Raw genomic sequence first — 26,267 nt, 5'->3', positions numbered from 1 at the left:
GTCCCGCGCCTGTCCGCGCCGGCGCGCCGTGCTTACTTGGTGTCGCGGATGGCGTCGATCAGCTTCTTGTCGTACTTCTTGTAGTACTCGGGGTAGGCCGGCTCGACGGCGGCGGCGAAGGCGGCGCGGTCCACTTCGGTGACCTGCATGCCTTCTTTCTGCAGCTGCTCCACGCCGGTCTTCTCGATGTTGTCGACGTAGGCGCGCATGGCCTGGGCCGATTCCTTGCCGGCCTTGTCGAAGTTGGCCTTGTCGGCGGCCGACAGACCTTCATAGACGTTGGCGGACATCAGCACCAGCGCCGGGCCGTAGACATGGCCGGTCAGCGCCAGGTGCTTCTGCATCTGCGACAGCTTGGCCGAGGTGATGACCGACAGCGGGTTTTCCTGGCCGTCGATGGTGCCCTGCTGCAGGGCGGTGGCCACTTCGGGCCAGGCCATCGGGGTCGGCAGGATGCCGATCTGGCGGAAGGCCGCGATGTGGATGGGGTTTTCCGTGGTGCGGATCTTCAGGCCCTTGGCGTCGGCCGGCGTCTTGACCGGGCGCACGTTGTTGGTCAGGTGGCGGAAGCCCTGTTCGCCCCAGGCCAGGGCGATGATGCCGCGGCTGGGGAACTTGGCCAGCATGTCCTGGCCGATCTTGCTGTCCAGCACCGTGCGGGCGTGCGGCAGGTCGCGCAGCAGGAAGGGGATATCGAAAACCCCGGTTTCGGGAACAAAATTGAGGGTGGCCCCTGTCGAAACGATCGCCAGGTCGATGGTGCCGATCTGCAGCCCCTCGATGACCTCGCGTTCGCCGCCCAGCGCGCTGTTGGCGAACTGTTGCACCTTGTACTTGCCGCCCGTCGAGGCTTCGATGGACTTGGCCATGGCGTCCGCGCCGGCGCCGTAGTGCGACGAGGTCGACAGGGCGTAGGCCATCTTCAGGGTGTTCTGCGCCGCGGCGGGCAGGGAAGCGACCGCCCCGCAGGCGGCCAGGATCGTGGCTGCAAGCCAGGATTTGCGCATTGTCTTCTCCAGTATTCGATATGTTCTTGTCGCGGCGTTGCGCCGCAGTAGCGCATGATAGCGGGATTCGGCCCCCATTCCGGCCGTTGGGTAAGATTGCACGATGATGGATTTCCCTGATGCCTCCCGGGCGCGCCGCGCCGGTTTCTGGTCCACCCTGCGCCTGGGCGCCAGGATGATGATGCGCGACGCGCGCGCCGGCGAGCTGCGCCTGCTGGTGCTGGCGCTGGTGGTGGCGGTGGCCGCCGTGACCAGCGTCGGCTTCCTGGCCGACCGGGTCGGCCGGGCGCTGGAGCGCGACGCCGGCCAGATGCTGGGGGCCGACCTGGTGCTGGACGCCGACGAGCCGGTGCCGGACGCCTTCCTGCAGCAGGCGCGCCAGCGCGGGCTCGAGGTATCGCGCACCTGGCAGTTCCCGTCCATGGTCAGCGCGGGCGACGGCGCCCAGCTGGCCGCGCTCAAGGCCGTCGAGCCGGGCTACCCGCTGCGCGGCGCGCTGCGCGTGGCCGAGGGGCCGTTCGCGCCGGACGCGCCGGCGCGCGGCATTCCCTCCGAGGGCGCGGTCTGGGTCGACGGCCAGCTGCTGTCGCTGCTGAATCTGAAGATCGGCGACCTGCTCAACGTGGGCGACACGCGCCTGCGCATCGAGCGGGTGGTGAGCTACGAACCCGACCGGGGCATGCAGTTCGTCAACGTCGCGCCGCGCGTGCTGCTGCGCGCCAGCGATCTGCCGGCCACCGGCCTGATCGCGCCGGGCAGCCGCATCGGCTACGCGCTGCTGGTCGCCGGTCCGCCCGAGGCCGTGTCCGGCTATGCCGGCTGGCTGGGCCAGAACCTCAAGCGCGGCCAGAAGCTGGCGACGCTGGAATCTGGCCGTCCCGAGGTGCGCCGCACGCTGGACCGCGCCCAGCGCTTCCTGTCGCTGGTGGCGCTGCTGGCCGTGCTGATCTCGGCCGTCGCGGTGGCGCTGGCGGCCGGGCGCTACATGGCGCGGCACCGTGACGGCATCGCCGTCATGCGCTGCCTGGGCGCGGTGCAGTCGCAGGTCTCGCGCATGCTGACGCTGGAATTCGCGCTGGTCGGGCTGTTCTCGTCGGCCCTTGGCTGTCTGCTGGGCTTCGCCGTGCACCAGGGCCTGGTGGCGGTGCTGGCCTCGCTGATCGACACGACCCTGCCCGCGCCCTCGGCGGTGCCGGCGGCGCAGGGTCTGCTGACCGGCCTGTTGCTGCTGCTGGGCTTCGCGCTGCCCTCGCTGGCGCAGCTGCGCCATGTGCCGCCGGCCCGCGTGCTGCGGCGCGACGCCGACACGCTGGGAGCGCGCAGCGCCGCCGGCTACGGGCTGGGCGCGGCGGGCTTCGCTCTGCTGATCTGGTGGTTCGCCGGCGACGCGCGGCTGGGGGCGGTGGTGGCGGGCGGCTTCCTGGGCGCCTTCCTGGTGTTCGCGCTGGTGGCCTGGCTCTGCATCCTGGGCCTGTCGCGCCTGCGTCGCGTGGCCAACGGGCTGCCGTCCCTGCGCTTCGCCCTGGCCGGCGTGGTGCGGCGCCGCGTCGCCACCATCACCCAGGTCTGCGCGCTGGCGATCGGCCTGATGGCGCTGCTGCTGCTGGCCATGACGCGCACCGACCTGATCCAGGGCTGGCAGCGCACGCTGCCGCCGGACGCGCCCAACCGTTTCCTGATCAATGTGCAGCCCGAGCAGCGCCAGGCCGTGTCCGACGCGCTGGCGCGCGAAGGGCTGGGCCGCGTCAGCCTGGCGCCCATGGTGCGCGGCCGACTGATCGCCCTCAACGGCAAGCCGGTGGGGCCGGACGACTATGAAGAACCGCGCGCCAAGCGGCTGGTGGACAGGGAATTCAACCTGTCCTACGGCGATGAACTGCCCTCGTCCAACCGCATCGAACAGGGCCGCTGGCTCGCGCCCGGCGCCGACGAGGTCTCGCTGGAGTCGGGCCTGGCCAAGACGCTGGGCATCAAGCTGGGCGACAAGATGCTGTTCGACGTGGCCGGCCAGCAGGTCGAGGCCGCCGTGACCAGCATCCGGCGGGTGGACTGGGACACCATGCGCGTCAACTTCTTCGCCATCCTGACTCCGGCCGCGCTGGCCGACATGCCGCAAAGCTGGATCACCTCGTTCTACCTGCCGCCCGGCAAGGAGCCGGTCCTGCCGGCGCTGGTGCGCGAGTTTCCCAACCTGACCGTGTTCGACGTGGGCGCCATTCTGCGGCAACTGCAATCGGTGCTGAACGAAGTGGGGCGCGCGGTGCAGCTGCTGTTCCTGTTCACGCTGGCGGCAGGCGTGCTGGTGCTGGCCGCCGCGCTGACCGCCACGCGCGACGAACGCATGCGCGAGGCCGCCGTGCTGCGGGCGCTGGGCGCGACCCGGCGCCAGCTGGCGCGCTCGCAGCGCATCGAGCTGTGGGCGGTGGGCGGGCTGGCCGGGCTGCTGGCGGCCGCCGGCGCCAGCGCGATTGCTTGGGTTTTATCAACCCTGGTGTTCGACTTTGCGATTACCCTCAGCCTCTGGCCGTGGCTGGCCGGCATCGGCGCTGGCATGCTCGGCGCCTGGGGCGGCGGCGCCCTGGCCCTGCGCGGCGTGCTGCGCACCCCGCCCCTGGTCACCCTGAGAGAAACCTGATGACGTCCCGCGTCCATTCGATAAGCGAACCCGTGGATACTACCCGCAGCATTTTTGATCTACTTGGCGGCGAGCCCGGCGTGCGCGCCCTGGTCGACCGTTTCTACGACCTGATGGACATCGAGCCGGACCTGAAGGAACTGCGCGCCGCCCATGGCGCCAGCCTGGACGAGGCCCGCGACAAGCTGTTCTGGTTCCTGTGCGGCTACTTCGGCGGCCCCGATCACTACATCGAGCGTTTCGGCCATCCCCGGCTGCGCGCGCGCCATCTGCCTTTTTCCATCGGCGAGGTCGAGCGCGATCAGTGGGTGACCTGCATGGGGCGCGCGCTGGAGGACGAGGGCATCGAGCCCGCGCTGGTCGATCGCCTGCTTGAGTCCTTCTACGGCGTGGCCGACTGGATGCGGAATAAGTGACCCCCCCGAAGCGCTCACGCGCTTCCCCCCAGGGGGCATGCCTGCGGACCGGAGGAGAAGTCCCCCCCCGAAGCGCTCGCGCGCATCCCCCCAGGGGGCATGCCTGCGGACCGGCAAAGCCGGCTCCGCGGCATCCCGATGGGGTGAAACCGTCGATGGGGTGAAACCGGTATCCTGCGTGGGTTCATGGCTCTTTTGCGAGAGCCTTTTCATTTTTGAGGTGGCCCGACAATGAAGAAACTCATCAACGATCCGTCCGGACTGGTGCGGGAAATGCTCGAGGGCGCGGCGCGGCAGGCGCCGGGGACGGCCATCCTGGGCGATGAGCATGTGCTGGTGCGCAGCGATCTGCCGGCGGCGGAGCGGCGGCCCGTGGCCGTGATTTCCGGCGGTGGCTCCGGTCACGAGCCGGCGCACGCCGGGTATGTCGGCGCAGGCATGCTGAGCGCGGCGGTCTGCGGCGAGGTATTCACCTCGCCGTCCACCGATGCCGTGCTGGCGGCCATCCGCGCCACGGCCGGGCCCAACGGGGCCTTGCTGATCGTCAAGAACTACACCGGCGACCGGCTGAACTTCGGCCTGGCCGCCGAGCTGGCCCGCGCCGAGGGCATCCCGGTGGAGATCGCCATCGTCGCCGACGACGTGTCGCTGCGCCGGCACACGCCGCGCGAACGCCGCCGGGGCATCGCCGGCACCGTATTGGTGCACAAGATCGCCGGCGCCGCCGCCGCGGCCGGACTGCCGCTGACGCAAGTGGCCGAGGCCGCGCGCGCGGCGGCCGCGCAGCTCGGCTCGATGGGCGTGGCGCTGGGCGGCTGCACCTTGCCGGGCGCGGAAAAGTCCGGCTTCACGCTGGCCGACAACGAGATCGAGCTGGGCCTGGGCATCCACGGCGAGAAGGGCGTCGAGCGCAGCGCCATGCTGCCGGCCGACCAGCTGACCGCGACCCTGCTGGATTACATCGTCGAGGACATGGGCCTGGCGGCCGGCGCGCGCGTCGCGCTGCTGGTCAACGGCCTGGGCGCCACGCCGCAGATGGAGCTGGACGTGGTCATGCGCGCCGCCTATGACAAGCTGGCCGCGCGCGGGATCGCCGTCGAGCGGGCCTGGTCGGGCACGCTGCTGTCGGCGCTGGACATGCCGGGCTGCTCGCTGTCGGTGCTGCGCGTGGACGACGGCCGGCTGGCGCTGCTGGACGCGGCCACGGGCGCGCGCGCCTGGCCGGGCGGCGGGCGGGTCAACCAGGACATCCACGTCGCCGCGCCGGCGATGGAGCAGGGCGAGGCCCAGGCCGCGCCCGACGCCGCCGGCCAGCGCTGGATCGCCGCCCTGAAGCCGGCGCTGGTCGCGGCGGCGGCGGCGCTGCACGCCAAGGAGCCGACGCTGACCGAGCTGGATTCGCTGGCGGGCGACGGCGACCTGGGCGCCAGCATGAAGCGCGCCGCCGACGCCATCCTGGCGGTGCCCGACGCGGCCCTGGCCGATCCGGCCGGCGCGCTGGCCGCGCTGGGCGGCGCGCTGCGCAAGGCCATCGCCGGCAGTTCCGGCCCGTTCTACGCCACCGCGCTGTTGCGCGCCTCGCGCCGGCTGGCGCGAGGCGCGCAGCCGTCGGCGCGCGACTGGGCCGGTGCGTTCAGCGATGCCGTGCAGGCCGTCAGCGACCTGGGCGGAGCCAAGGCCGGCGACCGGACCATGCTGGATGCGCTGTTCCCGGCCGCCGCCGCCTTCGAGCAGGGCCTGGCCCAGGGCGCGACGCCGGCCGTCGCCTTCGCCGCGGCGGTCGAGGCCGCGGAGCAGGGCGCGCAGGCGACCGCCGCCATGGCGCCGCGCGCCGGCCGCGCCAGCGATTTGGGCGCGCGCGCCGTCCGTGCGCCGGACGGCGGCGCCGTGGCCGTGGGCTGCCGGCGGGCGGCAGGCCGCCTGGTTCGTGCACGGCGAGGGCTGGCAGGGCGTGCTGCGCCGCTACCGGCGCGGCGGCATGATCGCCCGCCTGAGCCGCGACAGCTATCTGTGGGCCGGCGAGGACCGCACGCGCAGCTTCCGCGAATATCGGCTGCTGGCCGCCATGCGACGTCAGGGCCTGGACGTGCCGGCGCCGCTGGCCGCCGCCTATTGGCGCCAGGGGCCGGTCTACCGAGCCGCCATCCTGGTCGAGCGCATTCCCGGCGTGAAGCCGCTGGCCCAGATGCTGGCCGAGCCGCTCTGGGAGCCGGTGGCCGCGGCCATCGTCCGCATGCACCGGGCCGGCGTCTGGCACGCCGACCTGAACGCGTTCAACATCCTGATCGGCGGCGAGGGCCGCGTCTGGCTCATCGATTTCGACCGGGGCATCCAGGGACGGCTGTCCGATCGCCAGCGCCAGGGCAACCTGGAGCGGCTGCGGCGTTCGCTGAACAAGGTGGCGGGGGACGCCGGCGAGCGCTTCTGGCTCAAGCTGCGCGACAGCTACTGGACGGCGTGGGGCGTGGGCATCCAGCCTTGACGCGGGCGAGGGCCGTCCGTCCGGGGCCGATGGGGCGCAGACGAGGCGATCGTCCCCCGATTTGCGGCAAAAAGCCCCCCAAAGTTGGGGAGGTCCGCGTTAAAAAGCTTTATCATTGCGCCTTTTGGCACTCCTGAAATACACGCATAGGGCAAGGGGGTTCGTATATGAAACTAGGGGCGGGAATGCGCTGGGCGCTCGGGGCGATGCTGGTCGCGGCGGCCGCGACGCCGGCGGTCGCGCAGAACAAGGTCGTCAACGTCTACAACTGGGCCGAATACACGGCGCCGGACACGATCCCGGGTTTCGAGAAGGAAACCGGCATCAAGGTCCGCTATGACGTCTACGACAGCAACGACACGCTGCAAGCCAAGCTGCTGGCCGGCAAGTCCGGCTATGACGTCGTTGTCCCGTCCACGCATTACGCCTCCCGCCAGATCGAGGCGGGCCTGTTCCAGAAGCTGGACAAGTCCAAGATCCCGAACTGGAAGTACCTGGATCCCGACGTGATGGCGCTGGTCGCCAGCGTCGACCCGGGCAACCTGTACGCCATCCCCTGGGGCTACGGCACCAACGGCCTGGGCTACAACGTCACCAAGGTCAAGCAGATCCTGGGCGACAACGTCGACCTGGGCAACTGGGACATCCTGTTCAAGCCCGAGAACGCCGCCAAGCTCAAGGAATGCGGCATCTCGATGCTGGACGAGGCCGCGCAGGTCTTCCCGGCGGTGCTGAAGTACCTGGGCAAGGATCCCAACAGCGCCAACCCCGACGACTACAAGGCCGCGCTGGACCTGCTCAAGCAGATCCGCCCGTACATCCGCCAGTTCAGCTCGTCCGGCTACATCGACGAGCTGGCCGTGGGCGACCTGTGCATGGTCTACGGCTTTTCGGGCGACGTGATGATCGCCCGCAAGCGCGCCCAGGAAGCCAAGAAGTCCTATGAAGTGAATTACTTCATTCCCAAGGGCGGCGCGCCGGCCTGGTTCGACCTGATGGTCATCCCGAAGGATGCGCCGCATCCCGAGGAGGCCCTGGCGTTCATCAACTACATCGAGACGCCCCAGGTCCACGCGGCCATCACCAACACCATGTTCTACCCGAACGCCAACAAAGAGGCGCGCAAGTACGTGGTGAAGGACGTGGCCGACAATCCCATGATCTACCCGTCGCCCGAGGTGTCCAAGACCCTCTATGTGATCAAGGCCCAGCCCTTGAACGTCCAACGCCTGCAAACGCGCATGTGGGCCGAGCTGAAGTCCGGAAGATAAGCGATCATGAGCGATAGCCGTTACTCGGCGCAGCACGCGGCCGATCCGGACGAGTTCGTCCGGATCGCCGACGTGGTGAAGATTTTCGGCGACGTGGTCGCCGTGCGTTCCGTCAACCTGTCGGTCAAGCGCAACGAGATATTCGCGCTGCTGGGCAGCTCCGGCAGCGGCAAGTCGACCTTGCTGCGCATGCTGGCGGGCTTCGAGGAAGCGACCTCGGGCCAGATCCTGCTCGACGGCGAGGACATCACCAGCACGCCGCCGTATCGCCGGCCCGTGAACATGATGTTCCAGTCCTATGCGCTGTTCCCGCACATGACGGTCGAGGCCAACGTGGCTTTCGGCCTGAAGCAGGAAGGCGTGCCCCGGGCCGAGATCCACGACCGCGTGTTCGAGGCGCTGGACCTGGTGCAGATGGCCGGCTACGCGCGGCGCAAGCCCAACCAGCTCTCTGGCGGGCAGCAGCAGCGCGTGGCGCTGGCGCGCAGCCTGGTCAAGCGGCCCAAGCTGCTGTTGCTGGACGAGCCCATGTCGGCGCTGGACAAGCAGATCCGCCAGAAGACCCAGATCGAGCTGGTCAAGATCCTGGAGCAGGTCGGCGTGACCTGCATCATGGTCACGCATGACCAGGAAGAGGCCATGACCATGGCGCATCGCCTGGCCGTCATGACCGATGGCCAGATCGTCCAATGCGGCACGCCGCAGGATGTCTACGCCTTCCCGAACTCGCGCTTCGTCGCCAGCTTCATCGGCTCGACCAATATGTTCACCGGCACCATCGTGGTCGACGAACCCGACCACGTCGCCATCGAGTGCGCCGAGCTGACGCGCCCGCTGTACGTCAGTCACGGCGTGAGCGAGCCGCTGGGCATGGACGTGCACGTGTCGATCCGGCCCGAGCGCCTGGTGGTGTCGCGCAACCAGCCCGAGGGCGACTACAACTGGGCGCATGGCATGGTCAGCCACATGGCCTGGATGGGCAGCTACGCGCTGTACCAGATCCGGCTGGATTCCGGCACGATGGTCGAGGCCAGCGTGCCCAGCCTGCTGCTGGCACAGATGGACGCGCCCGGCATCGACGAAGAGATCTTCGTCAGCTGGGACGCCGACAGCGCCACCGTGCTGTCGTCCTGAGCGCGGCGCGGAGGTCCATTCCATGAGCCGCTTTTCTCCCCGCGACTGGCTGCCTTCAGGCAAGACGCTGGCGGTGGTGCCGCCGTTCGCCTGGCTGCTGGTGTTCCTGCTGGTGCCGTTCCTGCTGGTCTTCAAGATCAGCTTCGCCGAACTGCAATTCGGCGTGCCGCCATACACGCCGCTGGCCGAATTCAAGGACGAGGCGGTGCAGTTCAGCCTGCACCTGCGCGGCTACATCCTGCTCCTGACGGACAGCCTGTACTTCGCCACGTATCTGAACTCGGTCAAGATCGCCGCCATCACCACGCTCTGTTGCGTGTTGATCGGCTATCCGATCGCCTATTACATCGCGCGTTCGTCGCCCTCGGTGCGCAACCTGCTGCTGCTGGGCGTGATCCTGCCGTTCTGGACCTCGCTGCTGCTGCGCGTGTACGCCTGGGTCGGCATCCTGCGCAACGACGGCCTGCTCAACAACCTGCTGCAGGCCCTGGGCATCATCTCCAGCCCGCTGGAAATCTATCGCACCGACCTGGCGGTCTATATCGGCATGGTCTATGCCTATCTGCCGTTCTTCATCCTGCCGCTGTACGCCACGCTGGTGAAGATGGACCTGCGCCTGCTGGAAGCCGCCTATGACCTGGGCGCCAAGCCCTGGCAGGCGTTCTGGCAGATCACCGTGCCGCTGTCGCGTCAGGGCGTGATCGCCGGCGCCATGCTGGTCTTCATCCCGGCGGTGGGCGAGTACGTGATCCCGGAAATGCTGGGCGGCGCCAACACGCTGATGATGGGCCGCGTGATGTGGAACGAGTTCTTCAACAACACCGACTGGCCGATGGCCTCGGCGGTGACCTGCGTGATGGTGCTGCTGCTCCTGGTGCCGCTGGCGCTGTTCCAGTACAACCAGGTCAAGCAGCAGGAACAGGCCGGCGGGGGGCGCAAATGAACGGTCCCAACAAGACGCTGCGCGCCCTCGCGCTGGGGCTGGGGTATTTCTTCCTGTATGTGCCCATCGTCAGCCTGATGGTCTTCTCGTTCAACGAGTCGCCGGCGGTCACGTCCTGGACCGGCTTCTCGATGCGCTGGTACCACTCGCTGTTCAACGACGACGCGCTGCTGCGCGCGGCCTGGCTGTCGTTCCGCATCGCCGCGCTGACGGCCACGGCGGCGGTCATCCTCGGCACCTGGGCCGGCTATGTGCTGGCCCGCATGGGGCGCTTTCGCGGCTTCACGCTGTACGTGGGCATGCTGAGCGCGCCGCTGGTCATTCCCGAGGTGGTGCTGGGCATCTCGCTGCTGCTGATGTTCGTCGAACTGCGCGGCCATCTGGGCTGGCCCGCCGAGAATGGCATGTTCACCATCTGGGTCGGCCACGTCACGCTGTGCATGGCTTTCGTCGCCGTGGTTATCCAGACCCGCATCCGCGACCTGGACCGCTCGCTGGAAGAGGCCGCGCTGGACCTGGGGGCCACGCCGCTGGTGGTGTTCTTCAAGATCACGCTGCCGCTGATCGCGCCGGCGCTGGCCTCGGCCTGGCTGCTGTCGTTCACGCTGTCGCTGGACGACGTGGTGCTGGCGTCCTTTCTGTCGGGCCCCAGCTCCAGCACGCTGCCGATGGAAGTGTTCTCGCGCGTGCGGCTGGGCCTGAAGCCCGAGATCAACGCCCTGGCCACGCTGTTCATCCTGGCGGTGGGCACCTGCGTGATCCTGGCTAACCGACTGCAATCGCGCAAAGAGACCGAATTCAAATGAAATCAACGACTTTGTATGGCTTGAGCAAGTGCAGCACCTGCGTCAAGGCGCGCGACTGGCTGAGCGCGCATGGCGTCGCGCATGATTTCGTCGACTACCGCGATCATCCGGTGGCTGCCGCCACGCTCAAGGCCTGGGCCGGCAAGGTGGGCGGCTGGGAAAAGCTGGTCAACCGCACGTCCATGACCTGGCGCGCGCTGCCGGACGAGCGCAAGGCCGCCAGCACCGACGCGCAATGGACCCAGCTGATCGCCGAGTACCCGGCGCTGGTGCGCCGCCCGGTCACGGTCACGCCGGACGGCGAGGTCACGGTCGGTTTCAGCGAAAAGCGCTACGGCGAACGCTTCGCCTGATCGCGCAGCGCCATGGCCGGCAAGGCAATTCCATCGGGCAGCGCCGCAGCGGCGCTGCCCGATGTTTTTTTCGACCGCGACGCCCGCGAGCTGGCGCGCGACCTCTTGGGCAAGGTGATCCGGCACCGCGTCGACGGGCTGTGGCTCTCGGCCCGCATCATCGAGACCGAGGCCTACTATCAGGCCGAGAAGGGCAGCCACGCCTCGCTGGGCTACACCCACAAGCGGCGCGCGCTGTTCATGGACGGCGGCGTCATCTACATGTACTACGCGCGCGGCGGCGATTCGCTGAACTTCAGCGCCGCCGGGCCGGGCAACGCGGTGCTGATCAAGTCCGGCCATCCCTGGGTCGACGCGCGTTCGGGGCCAGAGGCGCTGGCGCGCATGCAGGCGCTCAATCCCGACGCGGCGGGGCGCGCGCGTCCGCCGCACAAGCTGTGCGCCGGCCAGACCCTGCTGTGCCGCGCCCTGGGCTTGAAGGTGCCTGACTGGGATGCGCGCCGCTTCGATCCCGAGGCGCTGTACGTGGAGGACGTGGGCGAGCGTCCCGCCGCCCTGATCCGTTGTGCCCGGCTGGGCATTCCGGCCGGCCGCGACGAGCACCTGCCATACCGCTATGTGGACCCGGCCTATGCCGCGTTCTGCACCCGCAACCCGCTGCGGCGCGGCCAGGTCGCGGGTCGCGACTACGTCTGGGTGGATGGGCGGGGCAGGGAATTGCCACCGCCGGGCGGGGCGTAGCGGGCGCAGCCCTGTTCAGCGCGCCAGGCGCCGGCTGAGGTCAGGGCACTGCCGAAAGCGCCGTCTCAGGCGGAGCGGTCTGTGGCTACGCGCGCCCGGCGCTCCATCGAGGCCAGCATCTCGGCGTACTTCCGCCGCACGCGGCGGCGGTTCAGGCGCCGGCTCCAGGCGTACAGCGGAATCAGGGGCAGCGAGCCGAAGCCGTCGATCAGGTACAGCCCGGGCTTGCCGTCGGCGTTGCGGCCGCAGGCGATGTTGGAGGGCGAGACGTCATGCAGCACGACATGGGCGTCGGCCAGATCCTCGAAGAACTCGTCCAGCCGCGCCCGCAGGGCCTCGTCCAGCCGGCCCTGGCGCGCCAGGCTCGCCACCGTGGGCGCGATCCCGCCCGCGTCGTCGGTGATCTTCTCCACCAGCAGCCCCAGCCCCAGCGATGTCTGCGCCACGCCCACGATGCGGGCCAGCGGCACCTGCCATACACCGGAGGGGCGGGTGGTGGTGTTGACGTATTCGGTGATCTCGTTCAGGTAGACGCGGTAGGCGCTTTCACGCTGATACTGCTTGTACCAGCGCTTGAATGGCCGCGCTTGCAGGTAGCGGGCGCGCGCCTTCATGTCCATCACCTTGACGAGCAGGGAAGGGGCGTTCGGGTGCTGGAAGATGTGACGGTCGCCGCCGACCGCCAGGGGGGATTCCGCGTCCAGGTTCAGGGGACCGAAGATCGATTGAAACGAGACTGGGTTGCTACAGGATGGAAGATCGGCGGAGTTCAAAACAGTTGCGTGCTCATGCAGATTGTTAACAGTTTAATGCTGTTGCGCGGAGCAGGCAGGCATACCCGACTGACGGGGCTGGCTTTTTATCCAGGGCCGTCCAGAGCCAAAATACCGGGCCGCATCCTAAAATCCCTGTTTTGGAGGCGAGTCCCTTGACCTTGAATGACATCCTGCTTTGGGTCGCGGCCGGTGGCGCCGTGCTGGCCTGCCTGCTTGGCCTCGCGGCCTGCCTGCGCCCGTCCGCCGGCCCCGCCCGCCTGGACGCGCTGCTCGAAGGGCTGGAACGCACCGAGCGCGCGCTGCGCGCCGACATCGCCGAGGGCCAGCGCGGCCTGCGCGGCGAACTGGCGGAGTCGGCCCGCGCCCTGCGCGCGGAGCTGGGGCAGGCCCAGGATGAGCTGCGCGCCGGCCTGGGACGCGACGCCCAGGCCGCCCGCGCCGAGTCCGCCGAATCGCTGGCCCGCTTCGCCGCCGGTTTCGGCGAGCAGCTGCAGGGGCTGATCCAGATCAACGAGCGCCGTCTGTCCGAAGTGCGAGCCACCGTCGACCAGCGCCTGCAACTGCTGCAGGCCGACAACGGCGCCAAGCTCGACGAGATGCGCCGGACCGTGGACGAAAAGCTGCACGCCACGCTGGAACAGCGGCTGGGCGAATCGTTCAAGCTGGTCTCCGAGCGGCTGGAGGCAGTGCACAAGGGCCTGGGCGAAATGCAGGCGCTGGCCGCCGGCGTGGGCGATCTCAAGCGCGTGCTGACCAACGTGAAGTCGCGCGGCACCTGGGGCGAGGTGCAACTGGCCAGGCTGATCGAAGACAACATGACGCCGGACCAGTACGCCAGCAACATCAAGCCGGTGCCGGGCAGCGACGCGATCGTGGAATTCGCCGTGCGCCTGCCGGGCAGGGCGGGCGGCGCGCCGGTCTGGCTGCCGATCGACGCCAAGTTCCCCAAGGAAGAATACGAGCGCCTGATGGATGCCCAGGAAGCGGCCGACGCCGAGGGCGCGCGCGCGGCCGGCGCGGCGCTGGGCAAGGCGGTGGAAGCGCAGGCCCGGTTGATCGCCGCCAAGTACGTGGCGCCGCCGCACACCACCGATTTCGCCATCATGTTCCTGCCCACCGAAAGCCTGTATGCCGAGGTGCTGCGGCGTCCGGGGCTGCTGGACCGGCTGCACGGCCTGCGCGTCAACGTGGCCGGCCCCAGCAATCTGGCGGCCTTGCTGAACAGCCTGCAGATGGGCTTTCGCACCCTGGCCATCGAGCAGCGCTCGTCCGAGGTCTGGCAGGTGCTGCGCGCCGTCAAGACCGAGTTCGGCAAGTTCGGCGAGGCGCTGGCCAGCGTCAAGAAGACGCTGGACAACGCCAGCAACAAGATCGGCCAGACCGAGGTGCGCACGCGCGCCATGCTGCGCAACCTGAAGAGCGTCGAAGCCTTGCCCGAGGCCGACGCGCGTCTGGTGCTGGGCGGGCAGGAATTGGACGATGCCGCCGAATCCAGTGTGTCCGCCAGTCCGGATGAACGGGAAGATCCCGGGCCCAGGTGAAGCGATCGGCAGGCGGGGACAGACGCCTCGCGCACCGGGCTCTGATGCGGCAATCCGGAGTCCGGACCGGGCCTGCCGCTTGAGGCTGGGCGCTAGTCTTCGTCCTCTTCAAGGACCGATTCGTAATCCTGGCCGCCATAGAAAACGCCGATGACCGAGACGGTCCGCAGGCGCTCGTCGACCATGAACGCGATGACGGCGCGGCCGCGATGGTTGGTGATGCGAAGACCTGGCATCAGATCGTCCCGGCGGCGTCCGCGCATGGGGAAATCGGCCAATTTGATGCAACTGGCGACGATCGCATCCACATACCGCGCGGCAATCGCGGGCGATCCTGCGTGGCTTATTTAGTCTTCGATGCCTTCGAGTTGTTCAAGCGCCTCGGGGGAAAAGAGGACGGCATAGCTCACTCCCGGGTTCCCTGCGTGGTCTTGCGGCGCGTCTCGAGGTGTTCGCGGACCTGGTCGGCCGAGAGTGCCCGGGCGGGATCGTCTTTCAAGGCCCACGCCGCGGGAATCGCCGTCTCGCGCAGCCAGGCTTCGATGACGCGGTCTCGCGCCATCAAAGCCCTGAGCCCATCACGAATCACTTCGCTTTCACTGGCATATTCACCGGCGCGAACCTTGGACTTCACGACGTCCGCCATCTCGTTGGGCAGGGTGATGCTCATCTGCTGTGTGGTACGCATGGGGGTTCCTTAATCTAGTAGGATTAAATCCTACTACTTCGCGTATGACAAATCCAGGGCTGGGACCCGCCCGCCCGATGGGGACGGTCGCCTCCCGTGATAGGGATCGCTGCCCTTGCCGAGTCGTGTCCAACTTTCGCGTCCAGCCGTCGTGCCATGGAAGGGAGGTAGCTTGTTGCCCCGCCATACAGTGGATATCCTCATGCTTGCGGCAATCCGCCGTCGATATCTGGAGCATCGCAAGCATGGGCACCGCTGAACGCCACGATCCTTCTTCCCTCGACGCGACCGGGCTGGCCGCGGCCATCGCCGATGGCCAGACCACGGCCAGCCAGGCCATGCGCGAGGCCCTGGAGCGGGTCGCCGCGCGTAATCCCGACATCAACGCGGTCTGCGGACTGCGGGAAGACCTGGGCCTGAGCCTGGCCGCCAGGACGGACGAGGAACTGGCGGGCCTGACGCGGGACGGGCGGCGCGCCCTGCTGGCCGAGCGTCCGTTCCTGGGCGTGCCGACCTTGCTCAAGGACCTGGGCACGGCCGCGCTGGGCCTGCCCAGCGCCATGGGCTCGGTGCTGTACGGCCAGGTAGAGTGGAACGTGGACGCCGAGATCGTCGTCCGCTACCGCCGCGCCGGCCTGATTCCCTTTGGCCGCAGCACCAGCGCCGAGCTGGGGCTCAGCCCCACTTCCGAATCGCCGGTCTACGGCGCGCCCACGCAGAATCCCTGGAAGCCCGGTCATAGCGCCGGCGGTTCCAGCGGGGGCGCGGGCGCCGCGCTGGCCAGCGGCATGGTGCACATCGCGCACGGCAGCGACGGCGGCGGCTCGATCCGCATTCCCGCGTCCTGCTGCGGCGTGCTGGGCCTGAAGCCCTCGCGCGGCCTGATGCCGCTGGGCCCGCTCAAGGGCGAAGGCTGGGGCGGGCTGGCCACCGAGCACATGATGACCCTGTCGGCGCGCGACTGCGCCGCCGCCCTGGACATCAGCGCCGGCGCCGACGTGGGCGCGCCCTATGCCGCGCCGGCCTTGCCCGCTCAATCCTTCCGCGCGATCGTGGCGGACGCGGCGCGGGATCCGCGCGCCGTCGCGCCGCGCCGCATCGCCTGGCTCAACACGACCTACGAAGGCGACGCGATCGATCCGGAAGTCGCGGCCGCGGTAGCCGAGGCCGCCAGCCTGTTCGCCTCGCTGGGGCACGAACTCGAGACCGCCGCGCCGCCCGTGGGCTCGGAAGAGGTCCTGTCGCCGATGCTGCCGCTGATCGCCAGCGCCGCGGCCAATGCCATCGACGCCTTCGTCGCCGCGCGCGGCCGGCGCCTGGCGGCCGACGAACTCCAGCCCACCACGCTGGGCGCGCGCGAGTACGCGCGCAACATTTCGGGCGCGCAGTACGTGTCCTGCGTCGACGCCTGCCACGAGATCACGCGCCGCGTCGGCCGTTTCCTGGACCGGCGCGACGGACAGGGCTACGACCTGTTCCTGTCGCCAACGCTGGCCGGCCTGCCCGCCGCCATCGGCCGTTACGCCATGGACAACGCCGATTACCTGGCCTACCGTCTGGGCAAGAAGGGCGTGATCGGCTATTCGCCCTTCGCGCCGCTGGCGAACCTGACCGGCATGCCCGCGATCTCCATTCCCTTCGGGCTGTCGCGCGATGGCCTGCCCATCGGCATCCAGCTGATGGGGCCGTTGGGCAGCGAGGCCTTGCTGTTGGCGCTGGCGGCGCAGGTCGAGGCCGTCAAACCATGGCAGCGGGTGGCGCCGATGGCCCGCTAGCGGCAAGGCCGGGGCAGCGGGCGCGCCGCGCCCGCCCACGGCAACAGGGAGAGATCATGGCATCGTTTTCGACGCATACCGTGTTCAACCAGGTTCCGCCCCTGGAGGACTATTCCCTTTACGAGACGGATCCCGCGCTGCGCGCGGCGGTGGCGCGCGAAGGCGCGGCGGCCTGGGAGGGCGACCTCGCCGCCCATGGCGCCTGGCTCGGGCGGGCGCAGACGCTGGCCGCCGGGGACGAGGCCAATCGCCATCCGCCCAGGCTGATCAGCTATGACCGCGGCGGCCATCGCGTCGACCAGATCGAATTCCATCCCTCCTGGCGGCTGCTGATGGGTGGCGTGGTGGCGCGCGGCCTGCACAGCCGTGCCTGGGCGCAGCCGGCGCCGGGCGCCCAGGCCGCGCGCGCCGCCGCCTACCTGATGCAGGGTCAGGTCGAGGCCGGCACCTTGTGTCCGACCACCATGACTTTCGCGGCCGTGCCGCTGCTGCAACGCGAACCGGCCGGCGTGGTGGACTTCGGCGGCGACTGGCTGCCCGCGTTGTATTCGCGCGAGTTCGACGGCGCGGACGCGCCGCTGACCGCCAAGCGCGGCGCGCTGATCGGCATGGGCCTGACCGAAAAGCAGGGCGGTTCGGACCTGCGCGCCATCAGCACGCGGGCGACGCCGCTGGGCGCGCCGGGGCGCGGCTGCGCCTATCAGCTGGTGGGCCACAAATGGTTCTATTCGGTGCCGCAGGCCGATGCGCACCTGGTGCTGGCCCAGGCCGACGAGGGGCCCAGCTGCTTCTTCGTGCCGCGCTGGATACCGGGCGGGCCGCGCAACGCCGTGCGCGTGCGCCGCCTGAAGGACAAACTGGGCAACCGCAGCAACGCCAGCGCCGAGGTCGAGTTCGAGGACGCCTGGGGCGTGATGGTGGGCGAGCCGGGCCGCGGCCTGTCGGTGCTGCTGGAAATGGCCGCCACCACGCGGCTCGATTGCGTGCTGGGCAGCGCGGCGCTGTTGCGCCAGGCGCTGGTGCAGGCCGCGCATCACGCGCGTCATCGCCAGGCCTTCGGCAAGCCGCTGGCCGAGCAGCCGCTGATGCGCAACGTGCTGGCCGACCTGGCGCTGGAGAGCGAGGCGTCCATGGCGCTGGCGTTGCGGCTGGCGCGCGCCGTCGACGAGCGCGCCGACCCCGGCGCGCGGGCGCTGGCGCGCGTGGGCACGCCGGCCGCCAAGCTCTGGGTCTGCAAGCGCGCCGTGGCGGCGGTGGCCGAGTGCCTGGAGGCTTGGGGCGGCAACGGCTACGTGGAAGACGGTCCCATGCCCAGGCTGTACCGCGAGACGCCGGTGAATTCGGTCTGGGAAGGCTCGGGCAACGTCATGGCGCTGGACGTGCTGCGCGCGCTGCAGCGCGAACCCGAGGGCATGCCCGCGCTGGCGCGCGAGCTGGACGCGGCCGCCGGCCAGTACCGCGACTACGACGCCGCGCTGGCGCAATGGCGCGCCAGCCTGGCCGACCCGGCGCAGGCCGAGGTCCAGGCCCGCCGCATCGCCGCCGGGCTGGCCCGGCTGTGGCAGGCGGCGCTGTTGATCCAGCACGCGCCGGCCGCCGTCGCGGACGCCTTCGTGGGCAGCCGGCTGGCGGCGGGCGGCGGCATTTTCGGCGAATTGCCCGCCGGCGCCGATGTCCGCGCCATCCTGGCGCGCGCCTGGCCGGACGCCGTCGCATGCTAAATTTCCCTACTTCCCCGTACCGCCTTACCCATTTGGAACGCCATGCTTTCCCAGCAAGAACTCAAGCAGCAGGCCGCCGACGCGGCCCTGGAATTCGTTGAACAGGTCGCCGGCCCGGACGCCATCATCGGCGTGGGCACCGGCTCCACCGCCGACCTCTTCATCGACGGGCTGGCCCGTTTCAAGGGCCGCATCGCCGGCACGGTGGCCAGCTCGGAACGCAGCGCCGCCCGCCTGGCGGGGCATGGCCTGAAGGTGCTGGACCTGAACGACGTGCGCTCGATGCCGATCTACGTGGACGGCGCCGACGAGATCAACGCCGGCCTGCACATGATCAAGGGCGGCGGCGGCGCGCTGACGCGCGAGAAGATCGTCGCCTCGGTGGCCGAGCGCTTCATCTGCATCGCCGACGAATCCAAGCTGGTCCAGACGCTGGGCAAGTTCCCGCTGCCGCTGGAAGTGATTCCGATGGCGCGCGAGTCCGTGGCCCGCGCCATGACGGCGCTGGGCGGCCAGCCGCGCCTGCGCGAAGGCTTCGTGACCGACAACGGCAACATCATCCTGGACGTGTCCGGCCTGTCCATCACCGACGCGCCGGCGCTGGAAGCCCGCGTCAACAACTTGCCCGGCGTGGTGACTTGCGGTCTGTTCGCGCTGCCCGGCGCCGACGTGGCGCTGCTGGCGACGCAGAACGGCATCCGGCGGCTGGATCGCGCCTGATGATTTCCCCCACGGCTGCGTTTGCGCGGCTGTGGGCGACAGGCATGGCGCGCCGGCTCAAGCGGACGCCTGTTTTTCGGGCTCGACCGACAGGCGCAGGCCCAGGGTCTTGAGCACCGCCAGCAGCGTCTTCAATGTGGGATTGCCATTGGGCGACAGCGTGCGGTAAAGGGACTCGCGGCTGATGCCGGCTTGCGCCGCGACGACGGCCAGGCCACCGTAGGCTTCGGCTACGGTGCGCAGGGCGAGCAGGCCCGCGGCCCGGTCGTCGGGGTCGTCCAGCGATTCCAGGGCGGCCTTGAGATATTCGACGGCCAATTGGCGATCCGCTCGCAGTTCGGCGACTTCCGCGGCGTGGTGAGATACCGCGCCCTTGAGCTTGCTCATGCCTGCCTCCGTTTCCATTCCTGCCACAACGCCTGGGCGACCTTGATGTCGCCAGCCTGGCTGCCTTTGTCTCCGCCACACAGCAGCAAGACGACAGCCTTGCCGTGCCGGCCGCAGTAGACGCGATAGCCAGCTCCGGTATGTATGTGTAGTTCGATGACGCCCGCGCCCACCGGCTGCGAGTCGCCGAAATTGCCCATTTCGAGCTGCCGCAGGCGCACCCGGATACGGGCCTGGGACGACTTGTCGCGTAGCGTATTGAGCCATGCGGAGAAGGGTTCGCCGCCATCCTCGCGCTGATAGCGCAGCAATTCCAGCATGGTATGATTGTAGCTTGAAAGCTACTCCTTGTGGGTGAGAGCCACCGGTGGGCAAGCCGGCGAGGCCCGGGATCAGTGGGGAAGCGCAGCCTGGACGCTTGCGCCGGGCGCAGGCGTGTCCAAGGATCGTAATGCCTTCCTTGCAGCGGTTTGCCGGGGTGTTCATAATCCTGTCACACATGGGTCATAACCTTGCGGGCTGTGCAGGCCCATCACGAAAACGCTTACTTTCCGGGGCAATGCAATGAAACCAACCACGCAGGGAGCCCGGATGACCGAGCACACAAACAAGCAGTTCGACGCTGATCTGGAAAACGTCCGCTCGCAGTTCCTGCAGATGGGCGGCGTGGTGGAAGCCATGATCCAGGAAGCCATCGACGCGCTGGCCAGCGGCGACATGGCGCTGGTGGACAAGGTCCGCGAGCGGGAAAAGGAAGTCAACCGTCACGAAGTCGAGATCGACGAGAGCATCAGTCGCATCCTGGCCCGGCATCAGCCCACGGCCATCGACCTGCGCATGCTGATGGCGGTGTCGAAGATGCTGACCGACATGGAGCGCTCCGGCGACGAGGCCGAGAAGGTCGCCACCGTCGCGCGCCGCATCCATGAAGGCGAGCTGCGCCACTTCCCCGTCATCGAGCTGCGTCACATGGCCGCCAATGTGCGCACCATGCTGCACCAGGCGCTGGACGCCTTCGCCCGCCTGGATCCGATCCAGGCGGCCGCGGTGGTGCGCAGCGACAAGGAAGTCGACAAGGAATGGAAGGGCGCGCTGCGTCACCTGATCACCTACATGATCGAGGATCCGCGCACCATCTCGCGCTCGATCGACATGATCTTCATCGCCCGCGCGCTCGAGCGCATCGGCGATCATGCCAAGAACATGTCCGAGCGCGTGATCTACATGGTCAAGGGCGCGGATGTGCGCCACACCGGCGTGAAGAACACCGAGCGCCTGGCGCGCGGCGAGGAAGACGAACGCAACGAGGCCGAGTAAAGCGCGCGGGGGCTGGCGTCAGCCGGCCTCGGCCCTGATTCCCGATCGTCTGGCGCAAGCCGAAAAAACCCCTGGAGCGTGGGCTCCAGGGGTTTTTCATTTCCGGCTTGGCGCATGTCGCCGAAGGGGAGGCAGCGTCGTGCGCCAGTCGGTGCGCGGACGCCTGTCGCAGGCGGCTTTATTAAGACTTCTTGGATATTTGTATTAATGATTCAGCGTAAGTCTGATCATTAATCCATTGCCTTTTCTATTGATTTTTGCAGTTGTATTTTCGAACTTTTCAATTAAGAAATTTCTCGAAGAAATTCCATTTAAGTCTCCCCATCATAGCGACTGCCTGAATCGGGATGCTACCCAGCTACCCGGTCAGGTTGCTCCTTGCCTCGTGGCAAGGAACAACTTCAACCTTTGGCTGGTTCACTATGAAACTCAATAAAATCATTCTCGCGATCGGGTTGGGCGTGGCAGCGGTTGGCGTCGCCAATGCCGCCAACGTGTCCAAGAAAATCACCCTGACGGCCCAGATCAACGACGCCATCTTCGTTTCCAAGGCGGATGGCGCCACCTGGTACGGCACGGAAGAACTCGAGGCCGCCGACTATCGTCAGCAATCCTTCTCCAAGACGCTGCCTGTCCGCGTCTGGACCAAGAACTCGGACTTCAAGGTCTCGCTGCAGCAGCCGCTGAAGATGACCAACGGCGTCTACGAAATGAAGAACGCCAAGGTTTCGCTCACGTCCGGCGCTGGCACCGGCGAGGTGAAGTTTGGCTCGGCGCTGACAGTCAAGCAGGTGACGACGACCGCCGACGGCTTTGATGAAGTCCACAACGTCACCGTCCACGTGGACGCGCCCACCAAGACCACCGGCGGCCCGGATACCAACGGTAGCTACAGCGGCGATCTGGTCATGGTGTTCGAACCCGTTGCCGCGACCGGCACCGGCGGTTCCGGCGGCTCTGGCACCCCGACCCCGTAAGTCGCACTGCCTCGGGCGCGGCAATGCGCCCGTTCCCGGACCCCGGTCTCGCATCGGGGTCCGCGCGTTCTCTCTCCCTTCCTCCCGTGAGTCCTTCTGGGTATTCCAGGCGATATCAGCATGTCTGTACGACAGACTTCCTCTCGGCTATGCATGGCGTGGGCGTGCCTTTCGGTCATCGTCCCCGGGCGCGCGCATGCGCAGGCGGTCGTCAGCTACGGCGTGCCGGAAGGCTTCAGCGAGATCGAGCTGGACAACACGGCCAGCTATGTGGCGACCTACGACGGTAAAACGCTGCCCGGCCTGGTCAACTATTCGCAGAAGCGGGCGGCGCTGGGATTCGATGCGGAGCTGTACGCGGCCAATGGCATCTCGGTGGAAGAGATCAACGCCATCCGCAACGTCGTGTCCAGGATCGACTACAAGCAGTGCGTCAATGGCTGCGACATGCAGGTCGCGGGCCACTATGTCACCGTCGACAAGGTGCGTCGCACGCTGGATATTCGCAGCTCGCGGTCGGATTACCTGGCGCCGTCCACGTCGGTGGGGCTGGTCAGCAGCCACGCCATCGACCTGCGCGGCTCGTCGGACGGCTATCGCAGCGCGAACGTCTATGGCAATACCTGGCTGGGTTTGCCCGGGCGCAGCTTTGGCTACGCAAGCTGGTATGGCGGTCGCAGCCGCACGCAGGGCCGCAGCACCAGCAACCAGGGGCTGTCGTCGTATTACCTGCAAAAGAACTTCTCCGGCACCTATGTGCGGGCGGGCAAGCAGAACAGCATCGACTACGCGTCCGGCTCGGTCAGCACCGTGCTGACTCCCAGCTTCGACCGTTTCGTCACCATAGGCAGCCAGGACAATCTGCGCAATCAGCGCAACGCCGGCTCGCTGGTGCTGTATGCGACGGCCGAGGGCAACTACGAGTTCTACCGCAACGGTCGCCTGGTGTGGAAGCGGCCGGCCACGCTGGGGCGCAACGAGGTCAGCTATCTGGACCTGCCCGGCGGCTACTACCCGCTGGAAATCCGCCTGGTCGACCGCAACGGCAACGTACTCAACAGCGAAACGCGGGACATCAATAACCTGAACTTCGCCAGCGGCCAGAATTCCTGGCACGTCACGGTGGGCCAGGAGATGAACACCGGTGAAAACCTGGTGCAGGCCTCGGTCAGCCGGAACCTGAGCCAGTTCTACCTGAACGGGTCCGTGGTTCGGAGCCAGCGCTCGGAATGGGCCACGGAAGTGAACCTGACCCGTCCTTCCAAGTTCGGCGAGACCGACATCACGCCGACCGTCGGCGTGCTGGCCGGCGAGCGCGGCAAGGGCGGCTACGCCAACCTGCAGGTGAGCGATCCGACCCTGGGCAGTCTCTGGGTCAGCCGCTATCTGAACAACGATGTATCGCGCTTTTACTGGGGTTCGCCCAGCACCAGCGTGTCGTACAGCCATCTCGTGCGCGGCGTATCGCTGGGCTACAACTACTACAAACAGCCCTTCGGCGAAACCCATCAGGCCGAAGTGCGTTGGAACTACCGTCCCAACGGGCTGTGGTCCACCTTCGCGCTGGGGGTGCAGAAGGGCGGCTACATGAGCCGCGACGGCGGCTACGCCGTCTACTTCAACATGACCTGGACGCTGGACAAGACGCAGGCCAGCTTCCGCGCGGCGCAGTATGGCGGGCAGACCCAGATGAGCGGCGACTACCGCCGCGATTTCCAGGACAGCTACGGCTCCACGTCGCTGGGCACGACCGTGACGCGCCAGGATCGCGAGACCAGCCTGACGGCCTATGGCAGCCGTTCCGGCACGCGTGGCGACACGTCGCTGAACCTGGGCCACAACGGCCGCAGCACCAGCGCGGACTTCAACTATCGCGGCATGGTCGCGGCCAGCGCCGACGGCCTTGCCCTGGGACGCTATAGCGGCGGCGGCAGCGCCTTGTTGCTCAAGACGCCGGAGGTGTCCGGCACGGACTACGGCTTCAACGTCGAGGGCCATCCGGTGGCCGGCGGCGGCACCTATGCGGTACCGCTCGGCATGTACGACGACGTGTCCTTCGCCCGCGTGGTCAGCGGCAACGATGGCCTGGACATGAACATCGAGGTGCCGGCCAACATCGTGCGCGCGCACCCGGGCCAGGTCTATCCGGCCCAGGCCAAGGTCGACATCAACATGGTCTACAGCGGCCTGCTGACCGGGCCGGACGGCGAGCCGGTGGGCGGCCGGATTCTCGAAACCGGCGACACGGCCCATCCGAACGGCCTGTTCTCGATATCGGCCAAGACCGTGTTGCCCAAGATCACCGTGCAGCAGGCCGGCAGGAGCTACGTCTGCGACCTGTCCGACGGAGGCAGCGACGGCCGCTACCGCTGCGAGTAACCGAACAAAGGACTCTTCTAGATGACGCTACGATCGATTTTCTTTCTTGCCCTGGCAGCCTTCATGGCGCTGCCGGCCGCGCGCCAGGCGCGCGCCGAGGGCGAACTCATGGTGATGCCGGCCAGCCTGCAGGTCGTGCCCGGGCACGACTACGCGGTGACGGTCAAGAACGTGGGCGATGGCCCGCTGTACCTGAACATCGCGCTGCAACAGGTGATAAACCCCGGCATGGAGCACGAGCGCAAGGTGCCGCTGAGCGAGATCGAGCGCCCCGGCCTGCTGGCCCATCCCGACCGCTTGTCGCTGGGTCCGGGGCAGTCGCGCAAGATCGCGCTCAAGTCGCTGGTCGAGCCCACTGCCGAGGCGCTGTACCGCCTGTACGTGATCCCGGCGAAGGTCATGCAGGTGGAGCAGGCGCCGCAGGACAAGATCACCGCGCCGATGTCGGTGGCGATCGGCTACGGGGTGCTGGTGCGCCACATGCCGCCGGTGGCCAAGCAGACCACGGGCTGGACGCACCGCTGCGAGGGTCGCGAAATGGTGTTGGAGAACACCGGCACCGTGCGCGTGGTGCTGCCGGATGCGCAGGCGGGCAAGTCCGCCACGGCGCGGAGTCTGGCCTTGTTTCCTGGCGTGCCGCAGCGCATCGCGGACGGCAGTCTGCGCTGGACCGAGAACGGCGAGTCGCGCTCGCTGGCGTGTCCCTGACCGACGCGGAACGTGAAATGGCGATGACGACCCTGCCCGATGCGTCGCGACGTGGCCTGTGGCTGGTTCTGCTGGCGGCGTTGTGCTGCGCGCTGTTGCCAGCGGCGGGCATGGCGGCGGGCGTGCTCAAGCTGTCCCATGCCGAGATCTGGCTGCGCGGCGATGGCCGGACCAGCCGCTTGTACGCCGAGAATGCCGGCGATACCACGCTGTATCTGGATGTGGAGCAGCGCCTGCTGCGCAATCCCGGCGAGCAGCCCGAGGAATTGACGCCAATTGGCGAGGTGCGCAATCCGACGCTGCTGGTGGCGCCCGTGCGCCTGGCGCTGGCGCCGGGTCAGCGGGCGCCGATCACGATGAAGGAACTGGCGCGCCCGGACACTCCGCAGGTCTGGCGGGTGACATTTCGGCCCCGGGAAAAACTGTTGGCGGAACCGGATCCGACCCGGGCGATGGCTGCGCCGCTGGTGGTGAGCATCGGCTATGGCGTGTTGATCTATCAGATGCCGGCGCGCTAACCGTGATTGTCGTCGCCATAAATCGGAGTGCATCTATGAAGCCTAGGATTTTTTCGTGCTTGGCGTCGTGTGCCGTCGCTCGCCGGCGCTTGTCGCTGGTTGTGCTGGCGGCGCTGTGCCTGTTCGCGGATCGGTCGGCATGGGCTGCCACTTACGCTGCCGACGTTATCGACGGCAGCTACCGCGACTGCCGCATAATCTGGAGCGGCGATCGGCTTACCGTCAGCTTCACCGTTGATTTCAAGAGCGCGTCCGGGAATGTGGCTGGCAGGACGTTCTTGTCCCGGGGGATAGCCATTTATGCATACGATGCAGCGGCCAAGCCGACGTTCCCGGCGGCTACCGTCGTGTCGATCAATGGCAGTCAAAGCAGTAACTGGAACAGAGTCGACGACTTCACGGTGGAGTTTGCGGTTCCAGCCTACCCGAGAGCGCACTGGATGAATGCCGCGGCATTCACCGCCAAGGTCACTGCCGATTTATACATGGGCACGTTGAACTACTGGCCGGCCGTCTCGGTGCAGGCGGCGAATATGACAACGGATGGGGATCCCGTGCTCTCAAGAACCGGCGCGCTGTACATCGGCCCGAACATGTCGGGCTGCCGAACCATCGATCCGACCAAGCCGCCGCCCTCGCCGGTCACCACCGACATCAAGGTGACGGCGCCGGACTGGGACCTGGGCGAATTGGAGCGGGGCAAGGAAGCGACGCAAACCTTCGCCACCGACGCGCAGCGGCTGTGCTTTGCCTATGACGCCAAGTACATCGAATACGACAAATACCTGATCAGCGTAAGCAGCCGCAATGGCGTGGCCGATAACAAGTTCCTGATGGTGAATGCGGCGGATGGCAGCGAGACGGTTCCGTATACGCTGAGTTTCACGGGGGGCGGCGCGCCGATGGCGTTGCCCAGTATCAATGGACTGCCGTTGACGTTGGGCAAGAGCGGGCGGACGTGCCTGACGCCCA

24 protein-coding genes and 2 pseudogenes are annotated in these 26,267 nt (G+C 68.0%); 20 read left to right on the top strand and 6 right to left on the bottom strand.

What is annotated here, in order from left to right; translation table 11 throughout:
- Positions 1 to 32: 32 nt before the first annotated feature.
- Complete coding sequence (locus AC6LJ5_RS24435) at positions 33 to 1,007, bottom strand: TRAP transporter substrate-binding protein (protein ID WP_498141847.1); 975 nt, start codon at positions 1,005 to 1,007, stop codon at positions 33 to 35.
- A gap of 103 nt (positions 1,008 to 1,110) precedes the next feature.
- On the opposite strand from AC6LJ5_RS24435, the gene AC6LJ5_RS24430 reads away from it, so the two are divergent.
- The 10 genes and pseudogenes from AC6LJ5_RS24430 to AC6LJ5_RS24385 all read left to right on the top strand — a co-directional run bounded on the left by AC6LJ5_RS24430 (position 1,111) and on the right by AC6LJ5_RS24385 (position 11,788).
- Positions 1,111 to 3,642 carry an ABC transporter permease gene (locus AC6LJ5_RS24430; protein WP_392413826.1) on the top strand — a complete coding sequence of 844 codons (2,532 nt, stop codon included), beginning with the start codon at positions 1,111 to 1,113 and terminating at the stop codon, positions 3,640 to 3,642.
- The gene (locus tag AC6LJ5_RS24425; RefSeq protein WP_498141846.1) at positions 3,642 to 4,058 is read left to right on the top strand and encodes a group II truncated hemoglobin; all 417 of its coding nucleotides are present in this window, start codon (positions 3,642 to 3,644) and stop codon (positions 4,056 to 4,058) included. Before AC6LJ5_RS24430 ends, AC6LJ5_RS24425 begins: the two co-directional genes overlap by 1 nt.
- Positions 4,059 to 4,289: 231 nt before the next feature.
- Positions 4,290 to 5,960, top strand: a pseudogene (locus AC6LJ5_RS24420) (dihydroxyacetone kinase family protein); the annotation flags it as partial.
- Positions 5,851 to 6,540, top strand: a pseudogene (locus AC6LJ5_RS24415) (3-deoxy-D-manno-octulosonic acid kinase); the annotation flags it as partial. The pseudogenes AC6LJ5_RS24420 and AC6LJ5_RS24415, both read left to right, overlap by 110 nt.
- A gap of 167 nt (positions 6,541 to 6,707) precedes the next feature.
- Positions 6,708 to 7,811, top strand: coding sequence for a polyamine ABC transporter substrate-binding protein (locus AC6LJ5_RS24410; RefSeq protein ID WP_103273590.1), 1,104 nt, complete (start codon positions 6,708 to 6,710; stop codon positions 7,809 to 7,811).
- Positions 7,812 to 7,817: 6 nt separating this feature from the next.
- Positions 7,818 to 8,945: an ABC transporter ATP-binding protein gene (locus AC6LJ5_RS24405; RefSeq protein WP_392411738.1), complete on the top strand. Its 1,128-nt coding sequence runs from the start codon at positions 7,818 to 7,820 to the stop codon at positions 8,943 to 8,945.
- A 22-nt stretch (positions 8,946 to 8,967) separates the two neighbouring features.
- Positions 8,968 to 9,888, top strand: a complete 921-nt coding sequence (locus AC6LJ5_RS24400) for an ABC transporter permease subunit (protein WP_392411736.1) — start codon at positions 8,968 to 8,970, stop codon at positions 9,886 to 9,888.
- Positions 9,885 to 10,694 (top strand): ABC transporter permease subunit, encoded by an 810-nt coding sequence (locus tag AC6LJ5_RS24395; RefSeq protein ID WP_392411734.1) that lies wholly within the window; start codon positions 9,885 to 9,887, stop codon positions 10,692 to 10,694. The genes AC6LJ5_RS24400 and AC6LJ5_RS24395 overlap by 4 nt, the downstream gene beginning before the upstream one ends.
- Positions 10,691 to 11,047: an arsenate reductase gene (locus AC6LJ5_RS24390; RefSeq protein ID WP_103273594.1), complete on the top strand. Its 357-nt coding sequence runs from the start codon at positions 10,691 to 10,693 to the stop codon at positions 11,045 to 11,047. The genes AC6LJ5_RS24395 and AC6LJ5_RS24390 overlap by 4 nt, the downstream gene beginning before the upstream one ends.
- A gap of 12 nt (positions 11,048 to 11,059) precedes the next feature.
- On the top strand, positions 11,060 to 11,788 hold the full coding sequence (locus AC6LJ5_RS24385) for a DNA-3-methyladenine glycosylase (RefSeq protein WP_392411732.1): 729 nt from the start codon (positions 11,060 to 11,062) through the stop codon (positions 11,786 to 11,788).
- A gap of 65 nt (positions 11,789 to 11,853) precedes the next feature.
- Here AC6LJ5_RS24385 and AC6LJ5_RS24380 read toward each other — a convergent pair whose 3' ends face one another.
- Positions 11,854 to 12,561: a YrbL family protein gene (locus tag AC6LJ5_RS24380; RefSeq protein WP_392411730.1), complete on the bottom strand. Its 708-nt coding sequence runs from the start codon at positions 12,559 to 12,561 to the stop codon at positions 11,854 to 11,856.
- Positions 12,562 to 12,722: 161 nt separating this feature from the next.
- Between AC6LJ5_RS24380 and AC6LJ5_RS24375 the strand changes: the two genes are divergently transcribed.
- Positions 12,723 to 14,105 carry a DNA recombination protein RmuC gene (locus AC6LJ5_RS24375; protein WP_498141849.1) on the top strand — a complete coding sequence of 461 codons (1,383 nt, stop codon included), beginning with the start codon at positions 12,723 to 12,725 and terminating at the stop codon, positions 14,103 to 14,105.
- Between the two features lie 92 nt (positions 14,106 to 14,197).
- Here the strand turns inward: AC6LJ5_RS24375 and AC6LJ5_RS24370 are convergent, their stop codons facing one another.
- A complete protein-coding gene (locus AC6LJ5_RS24370) occupies positions 14,198 to 14,428 on the bottom strand; it encodes a type II toxin-antitoxin system RelE/ParE family toxin (protein ID WP_498141848.1) in 231 nt (76 codons plus the stop codon).
- 83 nt (positions 14,429 to 14,511) lie between these two features.
- Entirely contained in the window at positions 14,512 to 14,793 is a 282-nt protein-coding gene (locus AC6LJ5_RS24365; RefSeq protein WP_498141845.1) for a ribbon-helix-helix domain-containing protein, read from the bottom strand.
- 245 nt (positions 14,794 to 15,038) lie between these two features.
- Here AC6LJ5_RS24365 and AC6LJ5_RS24360 point away from each other — a divergent pair, with 245 nt between their 5' ends.
- Genes AC6LJ5_RS24360 through rpiA form a run of 3 tightly spaced genes read left to right on the top strand, consistent with a single transcriptional unit; the run spans position 15,039 to position 19,009 of the window.
- Entirely contained in the window at positions 15,039 to 16,568 is a 1,530-nt protein-coding gene (locus AC6LJ5_RS24360) for an amidase (RefSeq protein WP_103273598.1), read from the top strand.
- Positions 16,569 to 16,624: 56 nt separating this feature from the next.
- Positions 16,625 to 18,289, top strand: a complete 1,665-nt coding sequence (locus tag AC6LJ5_RS24355) for an isovaleryl-CoA dehydrogenase (protein WP_498141844.1) — start codon at positions 16,625 to 16,627, stop codon at positions 18,287 to 18,289.
- Positions 18,290 to 18,331: 42 nt separating this feature from the next.
- Positions 18,332 to 19,009, top strand: coding sequence for a ribose-5-phosphate isomerase RpiA (rpiA, locus tag AC6LJ5_RS24350; protein ID WP_103273600.1), 678 nt, complete (start codon positions 18,332 to 18,334; stop codon positions 19,007 to 19,009).
- A gap of 57 nt (positions 19,010 to 19,066) precedes the next feature.
- Here rpiA and AC6LJ5_RS24345 read toward each other — a convergent pair whose 3' ends face one another.
- Complete coding sequence (locus AC6LJ5_RS24345) at positions 19,067 to 19,396, bottom strand: addiction module antidote protein (protein WP_498141843.1); 330 nt, start codon at positions 19,394 to 19,396, stop codon at positions 19,067 to 19,069.
- The gene (locus AC6LJ5_RS24340) at positions 19,393 to 19,716 is read right to left on the bottom strand and encodes a type II toxin-antitoxin system RelE/ParE family toxin (protein WP_392411723.1); all 324 of its coding nucleotides are present in this window, start codon (positions 19,714 to 19,716) and stop codon (positions 19,393 to 19,395) included. The genes AC6LJ5_RS24345 and AC6LJ5_RS24340 overlap by 4 nt, the downstream gene beginning before the upstream one ends.
- Positions 19,717 to 19,987: 271 nt before the next feature.
- On the opposite strand from AC6LJ5_RS24340, the gene phoU reads away from it, so the two are divergent.
- The 6 genes from phoU to AC6LJ5_RS24310 form a co-directional block, all read left to right on the top strand.
- On the top strand, positions 19,988 to 20,713 hold the full coding sequence (gene phoU, locus AC6LJ5_RS24335) for a phosphate signaling complex protein PhoU (protein WP_103273603.1): 726 nt from the start codon (positions 19,988 to 19,990) through the stop codon (positions 20,711 to 20,713).
- Positions 20,714 to 21,135: 422 nt separating this feature from the next.
- The gene (locus tag AC6LJ5_RS24330) at positions 21,136 to 21,690 is read left to right on the top strand and encodes a CS1 type fimbrial major subunit (RefSeq protein WP_103273604.1); all 555 of its coding nucleotides are present in this window, start codon (positions 21,136 to 21,138) and stop codon (positions 21,688 to 21,690) included.
- Between the two features lie 153 nt (positions 21,691 to 21,843).
- Positions 21,844 to 24,069 (top strand): TcfC E-set like domain-containing protein, encoded by a 2,226-nt coding sequence (locus AC6LJ5_RS24325; RefSeq protein WP_233772863.1) that lies wholly within the window; start codon positions 21,844 to 21,846, stop codon positions 24,067 to 24,069.
- 21 nt (positions 24,070 to 24,090) lie between these two features.
- The gene (locus AC6LJ5_RS24320; protein WP_498141842.1) at positions 24,091 to 24,777 is read left to right on the top strand and encodes a pilus assembly protein; all 687 of its coding nucleotides are present in this window, start codon (positions 24,091 to 24,093) and stop codon (positions 24,775 to 24,777) included.
- A 17-nt stretch (positions 24,778 to 24,794) separates the two neighbouring features.
- On the top strand, positions 24,795 to 25,295 hold the full coding sequence (locus tag AC6LJ5_RS24315; RefSeq protein WP_498141841.1) for a hypothetical protein: 501 nt from the start codon (positions 24,795 to 24,797) through the stop codon (positions 25,293 to 25,295).
- A gap of 35 nt (positions 25,296 to 25,330) precedes the next feature.
- Positions 25,331 to 26,267 (top strand): hypothetical protein (locus AC6LJ5_RS24310; RefSeq protein ID WP_498141840.1); only part of this gene is annotated, 937 nt, incomplete at its 3' end.

The organism is Achromobacter sp. 1011791174, from assembly GCF_059760925.1.
This window is presented reverse-complemented; position numbering and strand designations above follow the sequence as displayed.

Excerpts from the sequence above, each read along its gene's own strand:
- AC6LJ5_RS24435 (WP_498141847.1), bottom strand. The coding sequence starts at position 1,007 with ATGCGCAAATCCTGGCTTGCAGCCACGATCCTGGCCGCCTGCGGGGCG.
- AC6LJ5_RS24430 (WP_392413826.1), top strand. The coding sequence starts at position 1,111 with ATGATGGATTTCCCTGATGCCTCCCGGGCGCGCCGCGCCGGTTTCTGG.
- AC6LJ5_RS24425 (WP_498141846.1), top strand. The coding sequence starts at position 3,642 with ATGACGTCCCGCGTCCATTCGATAAGCGAACCCGTGGATACTACCCGC.
- AC6LJ5_RS24410 (WP_103273590.1), top strand. The coding sequence starts at position 6,708 with ATGAAACTAGGGGCGGGAATGCGCTGGGCGCTCGGGGCGATGCTGGTC.
- AC6LJ5_RS24405 (WP_392411738.1), top strand. The coding sequence starts at position 7,818 with ATGAGCGATAGCCGTTACTCGGCGCAGCACGCGGCCGATCCGGACGAG.
- AC6LJ5_RS24400 (WP_392411736.1), top strand. The coding sequence starts at position 8,968 with ATGAGCCGCTTTTCTCCCCGCGACTGGCTGCCTTCAGGCAAGACGCTG.
- AC6LJ5_RS24395 (WP_392411734.1), top strand. The coding sequence starts at position 9,885 with ATGAACGGTCCCAACAAGACGCTGCGCGCCCTCGCGCTGGGGCTGGGG.
- AC6LJ5_RS24390 (WP_103273594.1), top strand. The coding sequence starts at position 10,691 with ATGAAATCAACGACTTTGTATGGCTTGAGCAAGTGCAGCACCTGCGTC.
- AC6LJ5_RS24385 (WP_392411732.1), top strand. The coding sequence starts at position 11,060 with ATGGCCGGCAAGGCAATTCCATCGGGCAGCGCCGCAGCGGCGCTGCCC.
- AC6LJ5_RS24365 (WP_498141845.1), bottom strand. The coding sequence starts at position 14,793 with ATGCGTACCACACAGCAGATGAGCATCACCCTGCCCAACGAGATGGCG.
- AC6LJ5_RS24360 (WP_103273598.1), top strand. The coding sequence starts at position 15,039 with ATGGGCACCGCTGAACGCCACGATCCTTCTTCCCTCGACGCGACCGGG.
- AC6LJ5_RS24355 (WP_498141844.1), top strand. The coding sequence starts at position 16,625 with ATGGCATCGTTTTCGACGCATACCGTGTTCAACCAGGTTCCGCCCCTG.
- rpiA (WP_103273600.1), top strand. The coding sequence starts at position 18,332 with ATGCTTTCCCAGCAAGAACTCAAGCAGCAGGCCGCCGACGCGGCCCTG.
- AC6LJ5_RS24345 (WP_498141843.1), bottom strand. The coding sequence starts at position 19,396 with ATGAGCAAGCTCAAGGGCGCGGTATCTCACCACGCCGCGGAAGTCGCC.
- AC6LJ5_RS24340 (WP_392411723.1), bottom strand. The coding sequence starts at position 19,716 with ATGCTGGAATTGCTGCGCTATCAGCGCGAGGATGGCGGCGAACCCTTC.
- phoU (WP_103273603.1), top strand. The coding sequence starts at position 19,988 with ATGACCGAGCACACAAACAAGCAGTTCGACGCTGATCTGGAAAACGTC.
- AC6LJ5_RS24330 (WP_103273604.1), top strand. The coding sequence starts at position 21,136 with ATGAAACTCAATAAAATCATTCTCGCGATCGGGTTGGGCGTGGCAGCG.
- AC6LJ5_RS24325 (WP_233772863.1), top strand. The coding sequence starts at position 21,844 with ATGGCGTGGGCGTGCCTTTCGGTCATCGTCCCCGGGCGCGCGCATGCG.
- AC6LJ5_RS24320 (WP_498141842.1), top strand. The coding sequence starts at position 24,091 with ATGACGCTACGATCGATTTTCTTTCTTGCCCTGGCAGCCTTCATGGCG.
- AC6LJ5_RS24315 (WP_498141841.1), top strand. The coding sequence starts at position 24,795 with ATGGCGATGACGACCCTGCCCGATGCGTCGCGACGTGGCCTGTGGCTG.